We start from the raw sequence: 23,966 nt of genomic DNA on the forward strand, positions 1-23,966 counted from the left end.
TCAGCTTTTCGTGACAGGAGGCTGCGCTTCCCGCGCAATGTCGGTCACGACCCGAAGGCCCTGCAGGTACGAGCGCGGGCCGAAACCCTGGATCGTGCCCTTCACCGCAGGCGAGATGATCGAATGGTGGCGCCAGGGCTCGCGTGTCGCGAGGTTCGACATGTGCACCTCGACGACCGGGAACGGCATGGCCTTGATGGCGTCATGCAGCGGCACGCCATGCTGGGTCAACCCGGCGGGGTTGACCAGCGCGCCCTGCGCCGTGTCGATGTGCTGGTGCAGGAAATCGATCAGCGCGCCTTCGTGGTTCGACTGGATGGTAGCTAGCGCCACGCCCAATTCCCCGGCCAGTTTTGCCAGCATGTCGTCGATCTGGGCGAGCGTCGTGGTGCCGTAGATGTGTGGTTCGCGGCGGCCGAACAAGTTCAGGTTCGGCCCGTGGAGGACAAGTATTTTCATGGGATTCAGAACTTCGACACCCGTTCCAGTTCGGACTTGAAGAGGGTCACGATGGCCGGGTCGTAGGCTGCGGAGAACTTGTCGTAGACGGGCTGCACTTCGGCACGCATCTTGGCCAGCTCGGCGGGCGGAACGTCGTTGTAGAGCATGCCCTTGGCCGTGAGTTCGCCCAGTGCCTTGGCCGAGGCCTCGCGACTGACCACGCGTTGCCAGTTTTGGGCTTCGATAGCTGCGTCCTGCAGGATCTTGTGCTCCGTCGCCGAGAGCTTGTCCCAGAAGCGCTTGCTGATCTGGATCGGATTGGTGGCGTAAACGTGGTTGGTGCCGCTCACATACTTCTGCACTTCATAGAACTTGCTCGAGGCAATCACCGCGAAGGGGTTTTCCTCGCCATCCACAGCCTTGCTTTCAAGCGCGCCGTACAGCTCGGCAAAGGGCATCGGCACCGGATTGGCCTTGAAGGTCTTGAAGGTTTCCAGGAACACCGGGTTCGGAATCACGCGCAGCTTCAGCCCTTCCAGGTCGGCGCCTTTCATGATGGGGCGCTTGCTGTTGGTCACGTTGCGAAAGCCCAGGTCGAAGAAGCCCAGCACGATCACGCCCTTGTCAGGCAGTCGGGCGGCAAGCATCTTGCCCAGGGGGCCGTCGACCAGCGCGTCGGCCTGTTTGGCATTCGCGAAGAGAAACGGAAAGTCGAGCAGCCCGAATTCCTTGACGATGCCGTTCAGCGACGTGGTCGAGGCGACCAGCATTTCCTGCACGCCGCCTTGCAGTGCGGATTGCTGCTGCAACTCGTTGCCAAGCTGGGAGGCCGCGAATTCCTGCACCTTGATCTTGCCGCCGCTCTTGGCGGCGACGATCTCGGCGAACTTGCGCACACCCAAGCTGGTCGGGTGGTCGGGGTTGTTCAGATGGCCGAACTTGATGGTGCGTTCCTGGATGTCCTGGGCCATGGCCGCGGTCGAGAGGCCCAACAAGGCGGCTGCGGCCAGGGCGAGCGTGCGGCGGGTAAAGCGGATGGAGGGCATCGAGGTCATGGAAGGTCCTTTTGTCTCGGATTTGAATATTGGAAGGTGAGCGAACGGGTAGCGCCACTGCACGCGCACCATGGAGGCAGGCTGGATCATCAATCAAATTGGAAAGTCTTTCCAATATGGAAAACCATTATCATTTTCTGCCTGACCTGGCCGCACAGCGTGGCCAAATGGCTCCCTGCCCTTGCCTTGAAAAACGTCATTTCTCCATGAGCATCCTTCTCGAACGAAGCTTCAAAACGCTGGAGCAGCTGGCCGCGCACCCCGAGGGGCAAACCGTCTCCATGATCGCCGCCACCCTCGACATGCCGCTCAGCGCCACCCACCGGCTGCTGGCCGATCTGTGCCGCTGCGGCTATGTGCGGCAGGTGCGTGAGCAGGGCGAATACGTTTTGACCATCAAGCTCGTATCGCTGGGCCTGGGCTTTTTAAGCGCCTCGGGGGTGGTCGATGTGGCCCAGCCGCTGCTCGACAGCCTGGCCGAAGAAGCGGGCGAGCTGGTGCGCCTGGCCGTGGTCGACGGTGACGATCTCACCTTTGTCGCCAAGGCTCAGGGCGCACGCCGGGGTCTGCGTTATGACCCCGACATGGGCTTGTCGGTGCGACTCTCGTGCAGCTCCGCCGGCCACGCATGGCTGTCGACCATGAGCGACGAAGAAGCCATGCGCCTCGTTGCCAGGCAGGGCTTCGGTTTGCCAAAAGACTTCGGCCCCAAGGCTCCCACCACCGTCAAGGCGCTGCTGGCCTATGTGCAGGCAGCACGCAAGCGGGGCTTCAGCATGATCAGTGAAGTGTTTGCACCGCAGATGACGGCAATGGCCGCACCGGTGATGTCACCCACGGGGGCGATAGGCGTGGTCACCATCGCCGGCCCGCTGGTGCGCCTGACCGAGGCACGCATGGAGGAGTTGTCGGAAGCCTTGCTCGACACTGCCGAAAGAATTCGCGCGGCGAGCGGTGCGTCGGCCATGTTCAAGAAGCGGGCGTGAAAAGCTCTACGCCCTACGGGGCGCGAGCTTCATTCCTCCGCCAGCACCCCGTGCACAACACCCGTGCCGACGTTCTTCCTTTGAGTCTTGATAAAAAAGGCGGCAACCTGCCAAACAGTAAACACCGCAATCATTGCCATGAGCGTGCCGCTGATCGGCCGGTTGACGAAGACGTTGAAGCTTCCGCGGCTCAGGAGCATCGCCCTGCGGAAGTTTTCTTCCAGCATCGGGCCCAGGATGAAGCCGAGCATGAGTGGCGCGGCATCCAGTTCGAGCCGCATGAACATGTACCCCATGAAGCCGAAGGCTGAGGTGATGAAGACGTCTTCGAGGTTGTTGTTGACGCTGTAGGTGCCAATGCAGCAGAAGAACAGGATTGACGGAAACAGCACGCTGTAGGGAATCTTGAACACCGAAAGCCAGTAGCGCACCAGCGGCACGTTCAGCACCAGCAAGAACACGTTGCCGATCCACATGCTGGCCACCAGACCCCAGAACAGTTCGGGGTGCGCGCCGATCATGTTGGGCCCCGGTTGGATGCCCTTGATGATGAAGGCCGCAAGCATCAGCGCCATGACCGCATTCTCGGGAATGCCGATGCTCATCAGCGGAATGAAGCTGGTGCGCGCTGCCGCTTCGTCTGCCGCGGCCTGGCCGGCCACGCCCTCGATGCAGCCGGAGCCGATCTCGTGCTTGTACTTGCTCACCTTCTTGTCGAGCGCATAGGCCGCAAACTGCGCGATGGTCGGGCCGCCGCCGGGCAAGATGCCCAGCAACGAGCCAACCACGCTGCCGCGCAGCGCACTGGGAATGATCCGCTTGAACTCCGCCCAGGTGGGAATCAGGTTGATCTTGCCGTTGAAGGGTGACCGCTCTTCGCGCGAGTCGAGGTTCTTGGTGATCTCGGCAATGCCGAAGCAGCCCAGCGCAATGCTCACAATGCCGACGCCGTCCGTCAAGAATGGCATGTCGAGCGTGAAGCGCGCCATGCCGCTGTTCACGTCGGTGCCAATCGTTCCCAGCAGTACGCCAATCATGCACATGGCAAGGCCGTTCAACAGGCTGCCGGTGGTAACGAAGCTCACGCAAACAAAGCCGACCAGCATCATCGCAACATAGTCCGCAGGGCCGAACAGAAAGGCGACCTCGCCGAGCATGGGCGCGAAGAACGACAGCACCAGGATGGCCACGGTGCCGCCTATGAAGCTGGAGAAACCGGCCGTGAACAGCGCCAGCCCGGTCTGCCCTTTCAGCGTCATCGCATACCCGTCGATACACGCCACGATGCTGCTCGCGTGCGGGATCTTCATGGTGATGGCGCTCACGCTGTCGCCGTATTGCGCACCGTAGTAAATGCCTGCCAGCATGATGAGCGCGCCGGTCGTGGGAATGGAATATGTGAGCGGCAGCAGCAGGCTGATGGTTGCCAGCGGGCCCAGGCCCGGCAGGAGGCCGACCAGCGTTCCCACCGTGCAGCCAATAGCGCAGAACAGCAGGTTCTGCCACGTGAGGGCGTGCGAAAAGCCGAACGCCAGGTTGTGCAAGACTTCCATGATGGTGGTGCCTCAAAAAAGCGGCAGGTTCAAGCCGAGAAGCTTCTGGAGCGCGAAAGCCATGGCAATCAGGCCGGCAGAAATCTTGACGTTGCGCAGCCAAGAGTTCGAGCTGCCGGCAAAGGCCGAGCAGAACACCATGAAGACAATACCCACGGCCATGTCCAGGTACATCGAGATCAATGCAAAGCCGCAAAGGCTGCCCAGGATGAGCGCGATGTTCTTGAAATGAAGGTCCAGCCGCACCGGCTCGACGAAAAACGACCGGACCACCGTCGAAAGGCCGATCAGCAGCAGCAGGCTGCTCACCATCACGGGGAACAGGCCGGGCCCGGCGCGGCTCAGGTCTCCGATGGGATAGCGAAGCGCGGTGAGCCCAAACGCCAGCGCAATTGCCATGAGGAAGAGTCCCCTGGCAAGATTTCTGTTTCTCATACGTTCTCGATGTAGAGGGTTTGTCGAACGCAGCCGGCGCAGGTGAATACGGCCCGGCTTGTCTCCGTCCGGACTGGACTCCGGACGTTCGAATCCTCTTGCGTCGAACTGATCGCAATCTGACGCCGATGCGAGGGGAACTACGTATCTGGACGCTGGCGCGCTCCCAACGCGCGTGGAGCATTCAGCGTCGTTTGACCCCGAAGGCTGGCTGAGGTATCAACAGAGCCTGGAGACACCATGAACCACTCAGCTTTTCGCGCACTCGTTCGTACCGGCACTGCATTGCTTGCCGTAGCCTTGTCGGCATGCGGCACGGTTTCTCCGAACGCCGGGCAGCCTGCAGCGGCCTGCGCGGATCTTGCGGGCCGGGTGATCGAGCCGGACGCAATCGGATTACCCAGCGGCAGGGCCTCGATTACGTCGGCGGTTCTCACGGAGGCTTCTGCTGCAACGGTCAATGCCGGCGCGTTCATGCCGGCGCTGCCCCAGTTCTGCAAGGTAAGCGGCACCATCGCATCGCGCGACCCAGCAGCGCAAGCCATCCACTTTCAGCTGAACCTCCCGACCACCTGGAATGGCAAGGCACTGCAGTACGGCGGCGGCGGCTTCAACGGTGTGCTGATCACCGGTCTGGCGCCCCTGCGCGACGCGGCGCCGGACGATTCCCTGCCAATCGCACGAGGCTACGCGACCTTCGGACAAGACTCCGGCCACCAGGCGTCCGCCTTTCCGCCAGGAGAGCCCGGTGCCTTCGCGCTGAACGACGAGATGCTCGAGAACTTTGCTTTCGCCTCCTACAAGAAAGTGAAAGACGTGGCCGTGAACGTCATGCGCGCGTACTACGCCAGGACGCCCCAGCGCATGTATTACTTCGGCGGCTCCGAGGGTGGACGTGAAGGGCTGGCGATGGCGCAGCGGTTTCCGGCGGACTACGACGGCATCGTCAGCATTGTTCCCGTCATCAACTGGACCGGCCTGTTCCATGCCTTCGTGCGCAACCAGGTGCCGCAACACACGGATTGGCTGCAGCCGGAAAAAACGGCGCTCATCGCCAAGGCCACCTCCAATGCATGCGATGCGCTGGACGGACTGGCGGATGGCGTGGTGAACAACTACATGGCGTGCCAGGCTCGCGTGGACCTGCAGCCCCTGCGCTGCCCGGACGGCGGCGATGCTGGCGTGCATTGCCTCTCCGATGCCGAGCTTCGCCTGATGCAGGCCATCCACTCGCCTTACGTGTTTCCTTTTCCCATAGCCAATGGCCTCACGGCGTATCCCCCATGGCTGTACGGCCACGAAGACAGCCTCGACGGGCCCTCCGCCCTCAACTTGGTGCGCTGGGTTACCGGTACGGCGGCGCCCGCGTCGCCGCCCGATGCCGCGCGCAATTCCACCCAGTGGATCTATGGAAGCAACTGGATCCGCCATGCAATCGCACGGGACAGGAACTACGACGTGCGCAGCTATCGCCCAGAAGATTTTCGCGACCGGGTGCAAAAGACCTCGGCGCTGATCGACTCCACCAACCCGGACCTGTCGGCATTCTTTGCGCGCGGCGGCAAGCTCATCCTGCGCGAAAACGCCGCCGATCGCGCGCAGAGCGCACTCATGGGCCTTCAGTATCACGAAGCGCTCGTGGCGCGGTTGGGTGCTGCGGCAGCCGAAAAGTCTGTACGGCTCTACGTTTCGCCCGGCTCAACGCATTCCGGCAACTCGCGCGCAGTTGCCGGTGGGTCTGCAGTGCCGACGATGGTGGACTTGCTCGACCCGTTGGACCGATGGGTAAGCGCCGGCGATGCACCTGCGAATGCCCTGGTGCAGGTTGTGAAGGCCCCGCTTCCGCCGTTCGGGCTGCAAGCCTCGCGTCCCATGTGCCGCCATCCCAGCTACCCACACTACGTCGGCGGTGACCGCAGGCAGGCGTCGAGCTATCAGTGCCGGGCTTCTTGAAGCAGGTTTATCGAGGAGACGCCGGCTGCGTTGCGCCGGCGCGCACCGGAAGCTTCCAGTCGGGTCTCACGAAGTGGCAGGTGTACCCATTGGGAATGCGCTCCAGGTAGTCCTGGTGCTCCGGCTCCGCTTCCCAGAAAGGCCCCGCCGCGGCAACCTCGGTAACCACCTTGCCGGGCCAGATGCCCGATGCATTCACATCGGCAATCGTGTCTTCGGCGATGCGCTTTTGCTCTCCGCTTGTGAAGAAAATGGCCGACCGGTAGCTGAGGCCCATGTCGTTGCCCTGGCGGTTGAGCGTGGTCGGGTCGTGAATCTGGAAGAAGAACTCGAGCAGCTTGCGATAGCTGATCTTCTCTGGATCGAAAACGATCTCGATGGCCTCCGCATGCGTGCCGTGGTTGCGGTAGGTGGCATTGGGAACGTCGCCGCCCGTGTAGCCCACGCGCGTTGAAACAACGCCTTCGTATCGGCGAATCAGGTCCTGCATGCCCCAGAAGCAGCCGCCTGCGAGGATTGCGCGTTCGTTGTTCACTTGATGTCCTCCACCTGGTTCAGGTAGTCGCCATAGCCCTCTGCGGCCATGTCATTGCGATGAATGAAGCGCAGCGATGCCGAGTTGATGCAATAGCGCAGCCCGCCGCGGTCCCTGGGGCCGTCCGGAAAAACATGGCCCAGGTGGCTGTCGCCGTGCGCCGAGCGAACCTCGATGCGCACCATTCCGTGCGTGGTGTCGCGCAGCTCGTTGACGTGCGCGGGCTCGATGGGCTTGGTGAAGCTGGGCCATCCGCAGCCGGAGTCGTACTTGTCGGACGATGCGAACAAGGGTTCGCCCGAAACGATGTCGACGTAGATTCCGGGCTCCTTGTTTTCTAGGTATTCGCCTGTTCCGGGGCGTTCGGTTGCACTTTCCTGCGTCACGCGGAACTGTTCCGGTGACAGTGCGGCAACGGCTTCGGGCGTCTTGCGGTAGTCGGGCATTCGGTTTCTCCAAAGAAGGCCACTATAGGTGGGCGGGATAGGTGGGCGCGAGTCAATGATCTTGGGATCTTCTCGCAATTGACAAGCCCTGCAAGCGAGTGTGTCCTTCGGCGGATCGACCGGATGCTTTGCCCAGGAATGCCCAGCCGGGCGAGATCACGCTGGGTTGATCGATATCAAGTGCCGCCACGAGCCGACCGGAATACTGGCCACCTGACCACTGCCAGCGAGGACACCATGTACCAGCGAATTCTTGTTCCTGTCGATGGAAGCTCTACATCCAGCCATGGCTTGGGCGAAGCGATTCGCCTTGCCAGGCTCACGCAAGGGCGGCTGCGGCTCATCCACGTGATCGACGAGCTCTCGTTCGCCCTGGCAATGGACGCCTACTCGGGGCAAAGGGGCGACTGGCTGCACGAGCTGCGCGCCGCGGGCACCCGGCTGCTCGAAGAAGGCGTGGCCAGGGCTGCCAGCGAAGGCGTAGAGGCCGACTCCGTGCTGCGCGACACCTTCCGCAGCGCCGTGCCCGACCGCGTCACGCAAGAGGCCGCATCCTGGCCGGCGGACCTGATCGTGCTGGGAACGCACGGACGCCGGGGCCTGGGGCGCATGGTGATGGGCAGCAGCGCCGAACTCATCTTGCGGCACGCCAGCGTTCCGGTGCTGCTGGTTCGCGCGCCCGAAGCGCATGCCAGGGCCGAGGCCGCACGGTTCGAAATGCCCAGCGGCTTCGTCGCAAGCCAGTAGAGCCCACGGCCGATCGACCATCGCTCCTGATCGAAACGGACCTTGCGCAACATCGAACCCGATGCAGCTCATGCAGCATCGGCGCAATCTGGTGCGGCGCAGGAGAAGCGCGTAGCATGCGACCGGTTTTGCGGTCTCGCTATCTGCAGCTTCTTCCATCGTTTTCATGGAGTGATTCGTGGCACAGGAAAAAATCGATCCGGGATTGAATAGTTCGGTACTACGCCGAAAGCTTCTTGGGGGTGTGGGAGCCGCAGTCGGCGCCTCGTTCGTCTTTCCGCAATGGACCTATGCGCAATCCGCGTCGGGCAAGCCTGCTGCGCCGCCGAGCACCATCACCCAGCCGCCGCGCGACTTTGGACCTGGCGCGGCCCCGACCACGTACTTCACCGATCCCGATGTGCTCACGGTCGATCCCGCTTTCGACGGCCTGCGGCAGCCCAACGCACCCATCCAGCGGCTGTGGACCGGCGCACTGTGGTCCGAAGGGCCGGCGTGGAATTCGGTCGGCCGTTTTCTGGTGTGGAGCGACATTCCGAACAACCGGCAACTGCGCTGGAGCGAAGACGACGGCCACGTGAGCGTGTTTCGCTCACCCTCCAACAACAGCAACGGCAACTCCTTCGACTACCAGGGGAGGCAGCTGTCCTGCGAACACCTGACGCGGCGCGTGGTGCGCTACGAGCTCGACGGATCGGTGAGCGTGCTCGCCTCCAGCTTCAACGGCAAGCAGCTCAATTCGCCCAACGACATCGTCCCGCATCCCGATGGCAGCTACTGGTTTACCGACCCGCCCTACGGCGCCCAGCTCTACGAAGGCGCAGTCGATGCGCCGGGCGGGCCCGCCAACAAGGCCGGCCGGCTGAATCCGCGGCTCGGGCAGCCGCCCGAAATCGGCTCTTACAAGCGCGAGCTACCCACCGCTGTGTATCGCCTGGACAAGAGCGGCACGCTCACCCAGGTGGCCGGCGAAGATGTTGTGCCCGACCCGAACGGCCTGTGCTTTTCGCCCGACTTCAAGAAGCTCTACATCGTCAGCACCGGGCAGGGGCCCGGCGACACCATTGCAGGCGGCAAAGGCGACATGTATGTGTTCGACGTCGGACCGGACAACAAGCTCAGCAACGGCAAGCTCTTCAGCAACTTCATGGTCGACGGCGTGAAATGCGCGCCAGACGGCGTGCGCGCCGATGTCGATGGCAACCTGTGGTGCTCCAGCAATGCGGGCCGCAGCGTAGGCTACAGCGGCGTTACTGTCTGGACGCCGCAAGGCCGGCTCATCGGGCGTATCCGGCTGCCGGAGGTCTGCGGCAACATCTGCTTCGGCGGCCCCAAGCGCAACCGCCTGTTCATGGCGGCCAGCCAGTCGCTGTATGCGGTCTACACCGCTACGCAGGGCGCGGCACCGGGTTAGCACCGGCGAGAAACTGCGGGCACCAGCTGCCCCCCTGCTCCCCTGCTCCGCCGTGGATCACGGCTCAGGCCGCATCCACAGCCAGATGGCGACCGCCGCCATGAAAAGCGGCGCGCCGATCTTCGCGGCAATGGGGGCGTTGGTGACGAGCAGCACGGCCGAGCTGAAGATCATCATCCAGCTTGCGGCCCACTTTGCGCGGCGCGGCACGAAGCCGCCCTGCCGCCATTGCCGGATGTGCTTGCCGTAGCGCGGGTGGCCGACAAGCCACTGCTCCAGGGCAGGCCAGCCGTGCCCGCCTGCCCACGCGGCAGCCAGCAGAAAAGGCACCGTGGGCAACACGGGCAGAAAGACACCGATCAGACCCAGGGCGACCAGCACCAATGCCAGCGCACGCCAGAGCACTTTTGCGACAGACGCGCCGACTCGCCTCAACGGGCGCTCTCCGTGAAATGCCGTGCGGGTAATGAAGGTTGCAGCATCGGCCGATGGTAGGCCAATGCAGATCGCGACAGCCTGATTGACTGCCTGCCAATCTTGCCTACAGCTCCAGTACCAACCGCCCCTCGCAAGCACGCGAACAGCAAGCCATCATCCTTGTGTTGGCCTCTCGCTCCGAACGGGTCAGCACCATGTCGCGATGGTCCACCTTGCCGGCCAGCACCCGCACTTCGCACGAGCCGCAAAGGCCCTCCTCGCAGTCGCTCTGCACATCGACGTTTGCCGCGCGCAAGGCCGACAGCAATGTCTGGTCGGGCGGCACTGTGACGACCAGGCCTGAATCCTTCAGCTCGACTTCGAACGCATGCTCTTTCGAAGGGTCGAGCGTGGCGAGCGTCGATTCGAAATGCTCGACGCGCAAGGTGCCCTCGGGCCATGCGGTGCAGCAGTCTTCGAGCGCCTCGAGCATCCGCAGCGGACCGCAGGCGTAGACCTGGGCTCCCTCCACCGGTTTGGCAAGCAGCGACTGCAAATCGCAGCGCAGGCCTTCGTCGCGCGCATAGATGCGTAGCCGCTCACCATGCAGCGCCGCGAGTTCGTCGAGAAAGGCCATGTGCTTCCGGCTGCGGCCGCTGTAATGCAGCTCGTAGTCGATGCCGAGTGCCTTGGCGCGGCGCGCCATTGCGCTCACGGGCGTAATGCCGATGCCGCCCGCAATGAAGATCGCCTTCTTCAGCGACTCGTCGAGGCGAAAGTGATTGCGCGGCCCGCGAATGCGCAGCCGGTCGCCGGCTTTCACCTGCGTGTGCACCCAGGCCGAGCCGCCGCGCCCCCCGGGCTCGTGCAGCACCGCAATCTCCAACGCGCCGGCATCGTCCGGGTCGCCGCAAAGGGAGTACTGGCGCGACAACTCGGGCGAACCGCATTCCACGTCGATGTGCGAACCCGGGGTCCAGCGCGGCAGCGGCTTGCCGTCGGGCGATACCAGGCGCAGCTTCAGCACGCCATCGGCAACGCACTCAACGCGCTCCACCACCACGGGCCGCGACACGGCGTGCCGCGACGTTTCGCCCACGCGCACCGGCAACTGCGCCTCGCGCAACGCCGGGTTTTGGCGTTCGGGATTGGCCGCAGGGTCCCACTCGACCCACAGGTGCTCGGGTCCGCGGAACGAAGTGTTCGGCACATAGGTGAAGCGCTGCTGCGCGAGCCGCATGTGCGGCAGGCGCCGTGTGAACTCGGAGAGGAAGACCTGCATTTCCATGCGCGCAAGGTTCTTGCCCATGCACTGGTGCGAACCGTAGCCGAAGGTCAGGTGGTCGCTCGCGTTGTCGCGGCGGATGTCGAACAGGTCGGCATCGGCAAAATGCGCCTCGTCATGGTTGGCCGACGATGTGACGATCAGGAGCCGCGCCCCCGCGGGCAGGTCCACGCCGCCTACCTGCGTATCCCTGGTAACGAGGCGCCGCCACGCGGCCACCGATCCGTTGTGCCGCAGGCACTCTTCCACCGCGTTGGGAATGAGGCTCGGGTCTTCGCACAGCTCTTGCCACACATTGGGATGCTGCAACAGCAGCTTCATCGCGTTGGCGGTGGCATTGGCGGTGGTCTCGTGCGCGGCCACAATGCCGGCCATCATCATCGAGTGCAGGTACGAATCGGTCACCACCTCGGGGTACTGCTTCTGCTTGCGAATGCCGTACTGCATCCAGCCGGGCGCGTCGGGGTCTTGCCGCATCTTCTCGAGCACCTTGCCGGCGTACTGCCAGAAATTGCCCACTGCATGCGCCACGGCCACCTGCTCCTCGGGCTTAGGGCGGCCCCAGGTGTTGACGGTGTGCGCAATCGAGTACTTGCGCAGCGTGTCCATGTCTTCTTCGGGTACGCCCAGGAAGTGCAGCGCCACGGTCAGCGGAATCTCCCACAGCATCTGGTCCACCAGATCGGCCTTGCCGTCGTCGATGAAGCGGTCGACATAGGTGCGGGCCAGTTCGCGCACCATCGGCTCGTGGTGCTTGAGCGCCTCGGGCGTGAACGGGTCCATCAACACGCGCCGGCGCGGCATGTGGGCGGGCTCGTCCTCGTTCACCAGCGTGCGGTTCAGCGCGAAGCCATAGGAGGCGAGCACCGCGTTGGCCTCGTCGCTCGTCGGCGTGATTTTTTCCAGCGCGTTCGAGGGGCTGAAGGTGATGTTGTCGCGAAACACCGCCTTGATGTCGTCATAGCGCGTGATCACCCAGTAGCCGAGCTTGGGGCTGTAGAAGATCGGCTCTTTCTCGCGCGCCCAGCGCACGTATTCGGGCGGGTCTTGCTGGTAGCCGTCTTCGAAGGGATCGAACTCGGCGGCGCGCGCGCTCACCGGGCAACCGGTAGGCGTGCGCTCGGACGACAGCGGCCCGTGCGCGACCGGGCAGCCTGGCGAGCGCGGGAGATTGGCGGTATCGGACATGGGGGGTTCCCGGCTCGCGTCAGTCGAGCGTGATCTTCAGGTCGCGAATGAGCTTGTGCCAGCGCACCGTCTCGCTCTTGAGCAGCGCGGCATATTGGGCGGGCGTGTTTGCCACCGGCTCGACACCAAAGTCGACCATGCGCTTGCGCACCGACGGCTCGTTGATGGCGGCCACCAGTTCGCGATTGAGCGTGTTCACAACGTCTGGCGGTGTGGCCGAAGGCACGACCACGCCGACCAGCGCCGCGGCTTCGACATTCTTGTAGCCAAGCTCGGCGAAGGTGGGCACATCGGGCAGTTGCGGCAGGCGCGTGGGGTTGGCCACCGCCAGCGCGCGGACCTTGCCGCCCTTGATAAAGCCGGCACCGGCCGCCAGGTCGACCATCATGGCCGGCAATTGCCCGCCCACCACGTCGGCCAGCGCCGGCGCGGCACCGCGGTATGGCACATGAACCATGAACAGGCCGGCCTCCACCTTGAGCAGTTCCATCGCCAGGTGATGCGGGCTGCCTGCGCCTGCCGAGGCGTAGCTCACGTCGCCCGGCTTGGCCTTGGCCCTGGCGATGAAGTCCTTGGCCGACGCAATGCCCGAGTTGGCGCCGACCACCAGGATCATCGGGAACTTGCCCATCAGCGTGACGGGCGTCAGGTCTTTGGTGGGGCTGTACGAAAGCGATTTGTAGAGCGCCGGATTGAACACCAGCGTGCCGTTGTCGGCCGACAGCACGGTGTAGCCGTCGGCCGGCGCGCGTGCCGTTTCGGCTGCGGCCAGTGCGGTGTTGCCGCCGGGCTTGTTGTCTACCAGCACCGGCTGGCCCACTTGGGTGGACAGTGTTTGCGCCACCGTGCGCGCCAGGAAATCGGAGCCGCCACCTGCCGCGTAGGGAACGAGCCAGCGGATCGGTTTGGCCGGGAAGGTCTGGGCACCGGCCCCCGCAGCCGCCGCAAGCAGGGAAAGGACGGCAAGGCAGCGGGCAAGACGGTTTTTCATGAAAGTCTCCAATTAGCGTAGTTTCGTATTGCGTAAATATCATACGCATTGCGTAATGACGATTCTTGAGGGCTAACCCTGAATACGGCCGTTCCCCTTGCCGCCCTGCACCTGCAACTAACATCAAGCGCACATGACCAAAGCCCCGGCGCCCTCCACCCTTTCTCCCGCAACCCGCGAGCGCCGCCAGCGCGTGCAATCGGCCGAAACGGGCATGGCGGTGCTCAAGGGGCTGGCGCACCTGGGCGGCCGCAGCAGCCTCACCGCGCTTTCGGCCCATGTCGCGGAAAGCCCGGCGAAGGTGCACCGCTACCTTGCCAGCCTGATGGAAGAAGGCCTGGTGCTGCAGGACGCCGTCTCGCAGCACTACTACCTTGGCACCGAAGCCATCCAGATCGGCCTGGCGGCCATGCGCCAGGCCGACCCGATTCGCGCGGCCGAGCCATGCCTGGTCCGCCTGCGCGAGTCGCTGGAGGTCACTTGCTTTGTCGCCGTCATGGGCAACAAAGGGCCGACCATCGTGCGCTTCGAGGAGCCGGGCCTGCCCGTTACGGTGAACGTGCGTGCCGGCTCGGTAATGTCGATCCTCTGGTCGGCCACGGGCCGCGCGTTCCTGGGCCTGCTCGACGAGTCGCGGGTGCTTGCGCTCGCCGAGCAGGAGCTTGCCGATTCGCCTGAAGACATGCGCGCCACGCTCGATGCGGCCGACCCTATCGGGCAACTGCGCCGGGACGTGCAGAAGGCGCATTGCGCGAGCGTCAAAGACACCTACCTGCGCGGCATCAGCGCCGTGGCAGCGCCGGTCTACGACTATGCGGGCCGCGTGTGCGCGGTGCTCACGGCATTGGGAGCGACAGGTGGCTTCGACCCCGCCATCAATGGCCCCATAGCCACCGCAGTAAGGCGCGAGGCACGCGCGGTCAGCGAGTTGCTGGGCTATCGCAACCACGCATAGCGGCAAGCACGGTTGGCGGCCACCCCGGCCAGTGGCCTGCTAGTCCTCTTCGTGCACGCGGTACTGCCCCATCAGCGTTTGCTGAACCCCGGGGGGCACGGCTTCGTAGTGCGACAACGCGATGGTGTAGCGCCCCTGGCCACTGGTCATTGCGTTGAGGCGCGACTGGTAGTTGGCCAGTTCGGCCATGGGCACCTGGCCGCCGATGCTCACAGTGCCCGCCCCCAGGTCTGACGTACCGGTGACGACGCCGCGCCGCGAAGACAGATCGCTCGTGACGTCGCCGACGGAATGTTCGGGTACGTCGATACCGACCTCGACAATCGGTTCGAGCACGACCGGGCGTGCCTCGCGGATGGCCGCCATGAAGGCCTTGCGGCCGGCGGTTGCAAAGGCGATGTCCTTGCTGTCGACGCTGTGGTGCTTGCCGTCGTACACCACCACGCGCACGTCGACCACGGGGTAGCCGGCAATTGCACCGCTGGCCAGCACCTCGCGCACGCCCTTTTCCACCGCGGGAATGAACTGGCCCGGAATCGCGCCGCCCCTGACTTCATCGGCGAACTGAAAGCCGGCGCCGCGCGCCAATGGTTCGATGCGCAGGAAGACTTCGCCGAACTGCCCGGCGCCGCCGGTCTGTTTCTTGTGGCGGTGGTGGCCTTCGGCCGGCGCTGCAATGGTCTCGCGATAAGCGATGCGAGGCGGCCGCGTCAGCACCTCGAAGCGGTACACCTCGCGAAGGCGCTCGAGCACGATGCGAAGGTGAAGCTCGCCAAGCCCATAGAGCACCGTCTCGTTGGTGGCCGCCACATGCTCGATGCGCAGGCACGGGTCTTCGGCCGCGAGCTTGCCCAGGATTTCCCAGGCGCGCTGTTCGTCGCCATGGCGCTTGGGCTCCACGGCCAGGCCGTACACCGGCACCGGGAAAGGGAGCGGTGCCAGATGCACGTGGCTGTCTTCGGCGGCGTCGTGCAGCACGGCATCGAAATGAATCTCCTCCACCTTTGCCACCGCCACGATGTCGCCCGGCACCGCATGCGAAACCTCCACATGGTCTTTGCCCTGCAGCATGAACAGGTGGCCCACCTTGAAGGGCTTGCGGCCGTCGCCGATGTAGAGCTGGCTGTCTCGCGTGAGCGTGCCCTGGTGCACGCGAAAGATGCCCATCTTGCCCACATAGGGGTCGACCGATACCTTGAACACGTGCGCGAGCACGTGCAGCGACGGGTCGGGCTTGACCTCCAACGGCTTGGCCTCTGCGCCCTCGCCCAGCAAGAACTCCGGCGGATTGCCTTCGGTGGGGTCGGGCAGCAGCTTGACGATGATGTCGAGCAGTTCGGCCACACCGGCGCCGCTGCGCGACGAGACAAAGCACACCGGAATCAGGTGGCCTTCGCGCAGCGCCTGCTCCAGCGGCGCATGAAGCTCGGACGGGTCCACGTCGCCCTCTTCGAGGTAGCGGTCGACAAAGGCGGCGTCCACCTCTACCACCTGCTCCACCAGCGCGCGATGCGCCGCTTCGACAGGCCCGAAGTCGGACCGCCCGAAGCGGTTGAAGAAACAGTCGACCACCTGCCTGTTGACTCCGTCCGGCAGGTTCAGCGGCAGGCATTCGCGGCCGAAGGTCGCCTGGATATCGGCCAGCAGCCCAGCGAGCGAGATGCCCTGCGCATCGATCCGGTTGACGATGATCATGCGGGCAAGGTGGCGCGAGGCTGCGTACTCCATCATGCGCACCGCCATCGGTTCGATGCCGGTTGCTGCATTGATGACCACGGCCGCCGTTTCCACCGCCTCCAGCGCGGGCAGGCTCTGGCCGAGAAAGTCGGGCCCGCCGGGCGTGTCGATCAAGTGGATGCGCGTGCCGGCATGCGTGAGGTGCATCACCGATGCGTTGAGCGAATGCTGCATGCGGCGCTCGAGCGGATCGTGGTCGCTCACGGTGCTGCCGCGCTCGATGCTGCCGCACGCCCCAATGGCGCCCGCCTTGTGCAGCAAGGCCTCGGCAAGGGAGCTTTTGCCGGCGGCGGCAGGCCCCACGAGCGCCAGCGTTCGCACTGCTTCCATCTCGGCCGCGAGGCCGTTCGATCGGCTTGGCATGGCATGCACTCCTTGGCGTCCCGAAGGCCTGCCCGGCGGCCTGCACAGGCTCGGGCATCGCGTGTAGACGCTGAGAGTCAGCCTACGGGATTGGCACTGCCGGCGCAACGGCGCCAACCCCGGCCGGCTTTCGCCGGTAGGCAGCGGGAAGGAAACGTGTGCCGCGCCCCACGACTCATACGTTGTCCTACAACTATGTAACTACTGCCAATACTTTGAAGCGAATTCTCCGCAATTCCTGATTGACTCGGCGCCATAGCCGCCGAAATAATCCGGCCGCCGCGTCGTATGACAACTGATGTTGTATGACATCTGACGACGCTGCCCGACTCACCCCGGACATTCAACCAATAAAGGGAAATGCCATGAAACGCCGACAGTTTGCAATTTCGGTCCTGTCTCCCGTCGCTCTCGCAGCCTGTGGCGGCGGCGGCAATGACGGACCGAGCTTTCCGTTTCCTGTTCCGCCACCACCACCGCCCCCTGCGCCCCCGCCCGCCCCTACTCCCCAGGCCACAGCCGCGGCAGGGCTCAAGCGCGCGGCAAGCTACATGGACGAAGTGGTCTCGTACAAGGGCGGCTATGTCTGGTCGTACTCCCCCGACCTCATGCAGACCTTCGGAGAAATGGAAGCCAAGCGCACCATGCTTTGGCTGCAGCCACCGGGCACTTCTTCCATCGGCCATATCTACCTGGATGCGTATCACGCGACCGGCGACGAGCGCTTCTACCAGGCTGCAGACCGCACCGCCAAGGCAGTTGCCGCGGCCCAGCACAGTTCGGGCGGCTGGAACTACATCTACGACTTCGCCGGCGAGGCATCGCTGCAGCACTGGTACGAAACCGTTGGCATGAACGGCTGGCGCCTGGAAGAGTTTCAGCACTACTACGGCAATGCCACCTTCGACGACGCCACCACCGCTGTCGCCTCGCAGCTGATGCTGCGCATGTACCTGGAAAAGAAAGACCCGTTCTACCAGGCCGCAACCGAGAAGGCCATCAAGTTCATCACCGATGCGCAGTTCGGTCCGCAGTTCGGCATTGCCGATGGCGGCTGGCCGCAGCGCTTTCCGCACAACCCGAACGCGATCACGTCGATGCCCTTGCCCAACCCGCAGCAGTTGCCCGCGGGCGCGCGTGCGGGCATGGAAGACAGCGACTACACGCTGCATGTGACCTTCAACGACGACGTCATGGGCGAGAACATCAAGTTTCTGACCATGTGCGTGATGACGCTGGGCCGCACCGACCTGGTGGCCAACATCGTTCGGGCAATGGACTGCATGCAGCGCATGCAGTGGACCTCGGCGGTGCTGCCGCTGCAGTCGGGCTGGAGCCTCCAGCACCTTTCGCGCGAGACCAATGGCCGCCCGGCGGGCGCTCCGGCGGGCGCCCGTTCATACGAGCCGCGCTCGCTGGCCACGCACACCACGCAGACCAACATCCAGCAGTTGTTCGGCTACTTCACGCTCACCGGCGACAAGAAGTACCTGTCGCAACTGCAAAAGGCAATCGACTGGCTGAAGTCGCCGTCCATCCAGCTGCCGGCCGATGTCGCGACCATCAACCCGCTGCTCGCCGGGCGCAACGTGGCCACGTTCATCGAACTCGACACGAACGAGCCGCTGTTCATTCACCGCTATGGCTCCAACATCCACAACGGCGCGTACTTTTTCGACAAGGACATCACCAACACGATCAGCCACTATTCGTCGGGCCGATCGGTGACCCCCGCCGCGCTGCAAAAGCGCCTGGACGAACTCAATGCCATGACGCAGGAACAGATCGACGCCATGGTCGCCAAGTCGCCGCTGCGCGCCACCACGCCCCGCGCGCTGCCAAAGTACTTTGCCGCTGTGCGCGAGGTGGACTTTCCGGACTTGTTCGAAGGCGCGGTGCTGAAGACACCGGTGGTGCCCGAATCGGAAGTGCAAACGATTCTGGCCGCGCTGGTGGACGGCAACTACTGGACCGCGCCCGTGCCCGAGATCGTGAACCCTTATCGCGGCAACGGCCCGACAACGCCTTACACCGGCACGGCGTATCGCAGCCGCCATGTGGGCGACATCTACGACACCTCGCCCTATCCGGCGGATGCGCCGCCGGAGATCGAACCGTATGTGAAGCGCGAAAAACCGCAGTTCATCGTCACATCGAACTTCATCGCGCGCATGGGACGGCTGATCTCGTTCATTTCGCCGGTGGCCTGAAGCCGCAGGCAAGCAGGCAATTAACTGGTGGGCTGCCCGGCGCTCACCAGCTGCCAGAGCGCCTCGGCCACGGGGGCCATGCTTGCAGCCTGGCGGTACAGCCGGATTTCCACCGGCACCCGCCAGGCGCCCTTGCCTGCATCCACCAGCGCACCGCCCTGCAGATCGTCGGCAACCAAGCTCAGCGGGAGCCATGCGAGGCCCCGCCCCTCGAGCGCCATGGTTCTGAGCAGTGCGGCGTGGTGCGCCGTAAAAACCACCGAGAGCGATGATGCGAAGTCTTTGCCGAACTCGCTGTCCTGTAGTGCCCGCATGATTCGCCCCAGGCCCGAGGCTTCGCTGTAAGCCAGCACCGAAGGCGCCCGGGCAGTGCCAAGCGAGTGCAGCGGCAGGCCCTGGGCATCCGGTGCGGACACGGGGACCAGCACGTCTTCGCTCAGCCGCAGAACAGGATACTGCCCTTCGTCCAGCCGGCCCGGTGCACCGTCATGCCCGTGGCACAGCACAAATTGAACGCGGCGCTGCTGCATCAGGTCTTCGCAGGCCTGCGAGCTGTCTGAAATCGTCTGGATCGGACCCAGGCTCAGCCGGCTTTCCACACTGCCCAACCAGCGCGGAAAAAAGGTCAGCGACAGCACGTGCGTGGCTGCAAATCTCAGGCTTGCCGCGGCCATGTCGTGTGCCGCACGCGCCTTGATGCGGGCGGCCTCCAGGCCGGCCAGCAGTTCCTTCAGGAGCGGCTCAAAACGCTTGCCGGCGGCAGTCAGCGCCGCGGGATGCGCGCTGCGGTCGAACAGGTCGACACCCACCCATTCTTCCAGCGCGCGAATGTGCCGGCTGAAAGCGGGTTGTGCAATGGAGCGCACCTGCGCCGCGCGCGAGAAATTGCCGGTCTCGGCCAGGGCAATGAAGTCTTCCAGCCATTCGAGGTCGAGGGGGCGGTTGCCGGGGCCCATGTGCAGCGCAATCGGTTGAATAGTTGTATGCGATTCGAGTATTGGACGGCGCGTGCCCCGCCGGCAAAAGATGCACCCATTCCTGCACCTTGAACCACAACGGAGACACAGCATGCCTGCCATCGCGAATTATCGCGGGATCATTCCCGCCATTTCCTGCCCCTTTACTGCCGACCACCGCATCGATGAACCGGCGCTGCGCAAGCTGGCCTCGTGGCTGGCGGGGCACGACGGCGTGGTGGCAGTCATGACCAACGGCCACACCGGCGAGGTGTTTTCGCTGACGCCGGCCGAGCGCGCCGAGGTGACCCGCATCGTGGCTGACGAGCTGCGCGGCCGCACCCCGGTCATCTCGTCCATCGTGTGCGAGGGCCTGGCCGAAGCCGCGGAGCATGCACGCGCAGCCCAGGCCGCCGGCGCCGTGGCGCTGGACGTGATGCCGCCCCACCACTGGCTGCGCTTCGGCTTTACGCCAGGCCATGCGCTGCAATACTTCGAGGCTATTCACCGCGCCGCGCCAGAACTGGACCTGGTCTGCCACGTGTACCCGGCCTGGACGCGCGCCTCTTACTCGTCGCAGCTGCTGGCCGAACTGGCGCGCCTGCCCTACCTGCAGGCCTTCAAGGTGGGCCAGCGCGACATGAACAAATACGCCCGCGACATCCAGGCGATCCGTGAGGCCGATGCGTCGAAGGCCATCCTCACCTGCCACGACGAATACCTGCTGGCGTCGATGGTGCAAGGCGTGGACGGCGCGCTGGTCGGCTTTGCCACGTTCATTCCGCAGCTGATCATCGACCTGTGGAACGCAGTGAAGGCCGGCGACCTGAAGAAGGCCATGGCCGTGCAAGCCCTCATCACGCCGCTCAAAGACGCCGTGTATGGCGGCGGCGAGCCGACCGGCGAAGCGCATGCGCGCATGAAGGGCGGCATGTTCCTGGCCGGCGTGCTAGACAACGCCACCGTGCGCCCGCCCACAGAGGCGCCGAACGAACGCGAGATGCAGGCGCTGCGCGCCGCAGTGCAGCAAGCCGGTTTGTCGAAGCGCTGACCTGATCCGACCAAGCGAGGGGCCCGGCGCTGCCGGTGCCCTCCCCCATAAAACCAGAAGGAGACAAGAGACATGCAACGCAACTATTTCCTGCGCGCCACGCTCGCGGTACTCGCGCTTGGCGCGGCTTCTTGCGGCTTTGCACAGACGCAAGCCTGGCCTGCACGGCCGGTGCGCGTGGTCATTCCGTTTCCGCCCGGCGGCACGCTCGACACCGTGGGGCGCCTGCTCGCGCAAAAGCTTGGCGACCAGACCGGCCAACCCTTCATCGTGGAGAACCGGCCCGGCGGCAACGGCGTGATCGGCGCCGACGTGGTGTCGAAGGCGCCGGCCGACGGCTACACGTTGCTGTTCAACGCATCGACTTTCACCACGGCCCCGATGACGATGAAGTCCGTGCCCTATGAGGTTGTGCGCGACTTCACGCCGGTGGCGCTGGTTGCCAAGGCGCCGCTGTCGGTGGCCATCAACAAGAACCTGCCGGTTACCGACATCAAGTCGCTCATCTCGTATGCCAAGGCGAACCCGGGCAAGATGACATTTGCGGTCGGCTCCATCGGCTCGGCCGGCCACCTGTCGACCGAGCTGCTCAAGCGCGCAGGCGGGCTCGACTATCTCATCGTGCCGTACAAGGGCACGGCACCCGCCTTCCAGGACCTGATCGGCGGGCAGATCGACGGCTTCATCGACCCGATTCTTGGCTCCCTGCAGTACCACAAGAGCGGCATGCTGCGCGTGGTGGCCGTTACCTCGGCCAACCGCGCCACCAGCCTGCCGAACGTGCCCACGGTGGGCGAAAGCATTCCGGGCTACGAGTTCTACAGCTGGTACGGCCTGTGGGGCCCGGCCAAGCTGCCCGCGGCCATTACGCAGCGGCTCAATGCCGAAGTGAACAAGGCGCTTGGCACCGACATGCGCGAAACGCTGAACGCGCAGGGGCTGCTGCTCACGCCCGGCAGCGTCGAAGACTTCGTCAAGTTCCAGCATGCCGACATGGAGCGCTCGAAGAAGATCATCACCGAGGGCAACATCCGTGTCGAATAAGGCGGCACCGCATGCGGTGGTCACCGGCAGCAGCAGCGGCATTGGCCGCGCTATTGCCTCGCACCTGCTCGAGCAGGGCTGGCGTGTGAGCGGCATCGACCTTGCGGCGGCCACCCTGCCGCATTCGGCTTTCGCGCATACGGCGGTGGATCTGTCGAATGCCGAAGCAATCGCACACGCGACGGCAGCCCTGCAAGATGCCGATGCGCTGGTGCATGCGGCTGGCGTGCTGCGAGTCGGCCCGCTAGGCCAGCTCGACCATGCGGGCGGCGAACTGATGTGGCGCCTGCATGTCGATGCGGCCGCGCGCCTTGCAGATGCGCTTGTGCCCGCAATGGCCGAGCGCGGCAGCGGCCGCGTGGTGTTCGTTGGCAGCCGTGTGGCGCAAGGCATGCCCGGCCGCGGGCAATACGCCGCCACCAAGGCGGCACTTGTCGCGCTTGCGCGCAGCTGGGCCGCAGAGGTGGCCGCAAGCGGCGTCACCATCAACGTGGTGTCGCCGGGCGCAACACAGACCGCGATGCTGCAAGACCCGGCGCGCGTTGGCAGCGCACCGCGCCTGCCCCCCATCGGAAGGTTGATACAGCCCGAAGAAATTGCCGCGCTCGTTGCCTTTCTTCTCTCGGCGCCGGCCGCCGCCATTACGGGGCAGGACATTGCCATTTGCGGTGGTGCGTCGCTGCACCGCTGAAGATCTATCGGACAACACGAGCCTTGGCTGGCTCAAGCGCAACAACTTCTACCTGCATCGTGCCAATGCGCTGAAGACCGAGCGACAAGGCCGCTGCATACGACAGGTCGATGATGCGATTACGGATGAATGGCCCGCGATCATTGATTCGAACCACGACCGATTTCTGGCCGCCGCTCGATGTCGAAATGCGGGCATAGCTTCCCAGTGGAAGCGTGCGATGTGCGGCCGTCAATTCATTCATGTTGAACACCTCCCCGTTCGCCGTTCGACGGCCATGGAAAGCTCTGCCGTACCATGAGGCGATGCCACGCTGAGCAGTTCCCGATTTCACTGCGCGTTGAACGTCGGCCCGAGGCGGCACCGCCTCTTCAGGTAGAGGGGCAATGTATGGCTCGGTGTCTTGTGATGAAGACACGATGACATTTGCCACGACACCCCGGCTATTTTGACCGGCTAACGCCGCATGGGCTTGGTCACTTGCCCCCTCAGGATGCAACTGGGCACATGCGCCCAAGACCCCGCACAGCCCGGCGACCGATAGAAATAGAAGAGGCTTTCTCCTTGATACCGAGCCTTCTTTTCTTTGCACAAGATCAGGCGCAATCAACGGTGCTCACCTAGCGCTGCGTCTGCGTCGACGAGGTGGCGACGTCAATTGGCTCCGACGAGGGTGCTGTGGAAGGAAGCGCAGAGATCAGGATCAATGCAATTCCGAAGACAGTAACGGTGATGGCGGTTTTCAAAATTCTTCTCTATCTATTAGAACGGCCGTAGTAGCCGGGGCCGAGATAATATGCGCCGCCATCCCTGCCGGGTCTGCGCTTCGTGTGCGAAATTCCCGGATCGGGATAACGCGCTGATTGCTTTGCACAGCTGCCACTAAAGATCGTGAATAAATTCACCCGGCCTGCTGCGGTTCAGCCGGATTGATGTTCAATCCATTAACGATTATTCAAAAGCACATCGTCTGCAGGGTGCCGGAATAGCGCCCGTGCATATGCGCGATATGGCACATCGCGCCCGGCTTGCGGATCAACCTAGGGATGGGCGATCTGCCGCTAGAAGCCCGCATTCAGATTGAACCCAAACGTGGTCCTGGCCGTGCGATACCCCTCCGGCTTGCTGATCGGCGCGCCCATGAACAGGTCGTAGCTCAGCTTGCTCCACTGCCCCCGCACGCCGACGACCGCACCCGCCAGGCTCCGGCCCAGCCCATCCACCGCCGAGCGCCCGCCCACATGCCCGTAGTCGGCGCCGACGTACAGCTCCGCCCCGCTCTGTCCTGAACCTGTGGGAATGGCCCAGCCGATATCGTTGCGAATCAGCCAGCCCCGCTCCCCCATCAGGCTCGTCTCGCCGTCGAAGCCGCGCACCGTGTAGCGCCCGCCAATCGAAAACTGGTCCTGCGGCATCAGCGGCGTGCGGTTCCACTGCGCGCGCACCAGCCCCGAATAGCGCAGCTTCTGCGCACCCAGCTTGAACGGCGCATTCAGGCTCACCTCGACCGTGT

The 23,966-nt window shown here is 64.2% G+C and carries 22 protein-coding genes; 9 read left to right on the plus strand and 13 right to left on the minus strand.

What is annotated here, in order from left to right:
* Together J2X67_RS24335 and J2X67_RS24340 are read right to left on the minus strand one after the other, a co-directional pair.
* Positions 1–459 carry a type II 3-dehydroquinate dehydratase gene (locus J2X67_RS24335; RefSeq protein WP_309957318.1) on the minus strand — a complete coding sequence of 153 codons (459 nt, stop codon included), beginning with the start codon at positions 457–459 and terminating at the stop codon, positions 1–3.
* 5 nt (positions 460–464) lie between these two features.
* Complete coding sequence (locus J2X67_RS24340; protein WP_309957320.1) at positions 465–1,496, minus strand: TRAP transporter substrate-binding protein; 1,032 nt, start codon at positions 1,494–1,496, stop codon at positions 465–467.
* Positions 1,497–1,702: 206 nt separating this feature from the next.
* Here J2X67_RS24340 and J2X67_RS24345 point away from each other — a divergent pair, with 206 nt between their 5' ends.
* Complete coding sequence (locus J2X67_RS24345) at positions 1,703–2,482, plus strand: IclR family transcriptional regulator (RefSeq protein WP_309957377.1); 780 nt, start codon at positions 1,703–1,705, stop codon at positions 2,480–2,482.
* A 29-nt stretch (positions 2,483–2,511) separates the two neighbouring features.
* Here the strand turns inward: J2X67_RS24345 and J2X67_RS24350 are convergent, their stop codons facing one another.
* Together J2X67_RS24350 and J2X67_RS24355 are read right to left on the minus strand one after the other, a co-directional pair.
* Complete coding sequence (locus J2X67_RS24350) at positions 2,512–4,035, minus strand: tripartite tricarboxylate transporter permease (protein ID WP_309957322.1); 1,524 nt, start codon at positions 4,033–4,035, stop codon at positions 2,512–2,514.
* Between the two features lie 12 nt (positions 4,036–4,047).
* Positions 4,048–4,470, minus strand: coding sequence for a tripartite tricarboxylate transporter TctB family protein (locus J2X67_RS24355; protein WP_309957324.1), 423 nt, complete (start codon positions 4,468–4,470; stop codon positions 4,048–4,050).
* 240 nt (positions 4,471–4,710) lie between these two features.
* On the opposite strand from J2X67_RS24355, the gene J2X67_RS24360 reads away from it, so the two are divergent.
* Entirely contained in the window at positions 4,711–6,423 is a 1,713-nt protein-coding gene (locus J2X67_RS24360) for a tannase/feruloyl esterase family alpha/beta hydrolase (protein ID WP_309957326.1), read from the plus strand.
* Positions 6,424–6,430: 7 nt separating this feature from the next.
* Here the strand turns inward: J2X67_RS24360 and msrA are convergent, their stop codons facing one another.
* Both msrA and msrB read right to left on the minus strand, forming a co-directional pair.
* Positions 6,431–6,958 carry a peptide-methionine (S)-S-oxide reductase MsrA gene (msrA, locus tag J2X67_RS24365; protein WP_309957328.1) on the minus strand — a complete coding sequence of 176 codons (528 nt, stop codon included), beginning with the start codon at positions 6,956–6,958 and terminating at the stop codon, positions 6,431–6,433.
* A complete protein-coding gene (msrB, locus tag J2X67_RS24370) occupies positions 6,955–7,404 on the minus strand; it encodes a peptide-methionine (R)-S-oxide reductase MsrB (RefSeq protein WP_309957330.1) in 450 nt (149 codons plus the stop codon). The genes msrA and msrB overlap by 4 nt, the downstream gene beginning before the upstream one ends.
* 237 nt (positions 7,405–7,641) lie before the next feature.
* On the opposite strand from msrB, the gene J2X67_RS24375 reads away from it, so the two are divergent.
* Both J2X67_RS24375 and J2X67_RS24380 read left to right on the plus strand, forming a co-directional pair.
* Positions 7,642–8,151, plus strand: a complete 510-nt coding sequence (locus J2X67_RS24375; RefSeq protein ID WP_309957332.1) for a universal stress protein — start codon at positions 7,642–7,644, stop codon at positions 8,149–8,151.
* A gap of 244 nt (positions 8,152–8,395) precedes the next feature.
* Positions 8,396–9,565: an SMP-30/gluconolactonase/LRE family protein gene (locus J2X67_RS24380; RefSeq protein ID WP_309957334.1), complete on the plus strand. Its 1,170-nt coding sequence runs from the start codon at positions 8,396–8,398 to the stop codon at positions 9,563–9,565.
* Between the two features lie 57 nt (positions 9,566–9,622).
* Here J2X67_RS24380 and J2X67_RS24385 read toward each other — a convergent pair whose 3' ends face one another.
* The 3 genes from J2X67_RS24385 to J2X67_RS24395 all read right to left on the minus strand — a co-directional run bounded on the left by J2X67_RS24385 (position 9,623) and on the right by J2X67_RS24395 (position 13,446).
* The gene (locus J2X67_RS24385; RefSeq protein ID WP_309957336.1) at positions 9,623–10,000 is read right to left on the minus strand and encodes a YbaN family protein; all 378 of its coding nucleotides are present in this window, start codon (positions 9,998–10,000) and stop codon (positions 9,623–9,625) included.
* 106 nt (positions 10,001–10,106) lie between these two features.
* Positions 10,107–12,455 carry a cytochrome P450/oxidoreductase gene (locus J2X67_RS24390; RefSeq protein ID WP_309957338.1) on the minus strand — a complete coding sequence of 783 codons (2,349 nt, stop codon included), beginning with the start codon at positions 12,453–12,455 and terminating at the stop codon, positions 10,107–10,109.
* Positions 12,456–12,474: 19 nt separating this feature from the next.
* A complete protein-coding gene (locus tag J2X67_RS24395) occupies positions 12,475–13,446 on the minus strand; it encodes a tripartite tricarboxylate transporter substrate binding protein (protein WP_309957341.1) in 972 nt (323 codons plus the stop codon).
* A 133-nt stretch (positions 13,447–13,579) separates the two neighbouring features.
* On the opposite strand from J2X67_RS24395, the gene J2X67_RS24400 reads away from it, so the two are divergent.
* Positions 13,580–14,401, plus strand: a complete 822-nt coding sequence (locus J2X67_RS24400; protein WP_309957343.1) for an IclR family transcriptional regulator — start codon at positions 13,580–13,582, stop codon at positions 14,399–14,401.
* Positions 14,402–14,440: 39 nt separating this feature from the next.
* Here J2X67_RS24400 and fusA read toward each other — a convergent pair whose 3' ends face one another.
* On the minus strand, positions 14,441–16,501 hold the full coding sequence (gene fusA / locus J2X67_RS24405) for an elongation factor G (RefSeq protein WP_309957345.1): 2,061 nt from the start codon (positions 16,499–16,501) through the stop codon (positions 14,441–14,443).
* A 365-nt stretch (positions 16,502–16,866) separates the two neighbouring features.
* Between fusA and J2X67_RS24410 the strand changes: the two genes are divergently transcribed.
* Entirely contained in the window at positions 16,867–18,711 is a 1,845-nt protein-coding gene (locus tag J2X67_RS24410) for a pectate lyase (RefSeq protein ID WP_309957347.1), read from the plus strand.
* Positions 18,712–18,731: 20 nt separating this feature from the next.
* Here J2X67_RS24410 and J2X67_RS24415 read toward each other — a convergent pair whose 3' ends face one another.
* A complete protein-coding gene (locus J2X67_RS24415; protein WP_309957349.1) occupies positions 18,732–19,667 on the minus strand; it encodes a LysR family transcriptional regulator in 936 nt (311 codons plus the stop codon).
* A gap of 112 nt (positions 19,668–19,779) precedes the next feature.
* On the opposite strand from J2X67_RS24415, the gene J2X67_RS24420 reads away from it, so the two are divergent.
* From J2X67_RS24420 to J2X67_RS24430, 3 genes are all read left to right on the plus strand, one after another.
* Positions 19,780–20,718: a dihydrodipicolinate synthase family protein gene (locus J2X67_RS24420; protein WP_309957351.1), complete on the plus strand. Its 939-nt coding sequence runs from the start codon at positions 19,780–19,782 to the stop codon at positions 20,716–20,718.
* A 72-nt stretch (positions 20,719–20,790) separates the two neighbouring features.
* Positions 20,791–21,762, plus strand: coding sequence for a tripartite tricarboxylate transporter substrate binding protein (locus J2X67_RS24425; RefSeq protein WP_309957354.1), 972 nt, complete (start codon positions 20,791–20,793; stop codon positions 21,760–21,762).
* Positions 21,752–22,453 (plus strand): SDR family oxidoreductase, encoded by a 702-nt coding sequence (locus tag J2X67_RS24430; protein WP_309957356.1) that lies wholly within the window; start codon positions 21,752–21,754, stop codon positions 22,451–22,453. The genes J2X67_RS24425 and J2X67_RS24430 overlap by 11 nt, the downstream gene beginning before the upstream one ends.
* Before the next feature lie 4 nt (positions 22,454–22,457).
* Here J2X67_RS24430 and J2X67_RS24435 read toward each other — a convergent pair whose 3' ends face one another.
* Together J2X67_RS24435 and J2X67_RS24440 are read right to left on the minus strand one after the other, a co-directional pair.
* Positions 22,458–23,063, minus strand: coding sequence for a septal ring lytic transglycosylase RlpA family protein (locus tag J2X67_RS24435; protein WP_309957358.1), 606 nt, complete (start codon positions 23,061–23,063; stop codon positions 22,458–22,460).
* Between the two features lie 451 nt (positions 23,064–23,514).
* On the minus strand, positions 23,515–23,966 hold a 452-nt coding region (locus J2X67_RS24440; RefSeq protein WP_309957360.1), incomplete at its 5' end, for a ShlB/FhaC/HecB family hemolysin secretion/activation protein.

The sequence above is a fragment of the Variovorax sp. 3319 genome, from assembly GCF_031456585.1.
Classification (GTDB): Bacteria; Pseudomonadota; Gammaproteobacteria; order Burkholderiales; family Burkholderiaceae_C; genus Variovorax; species Variovorax paradoxus_P.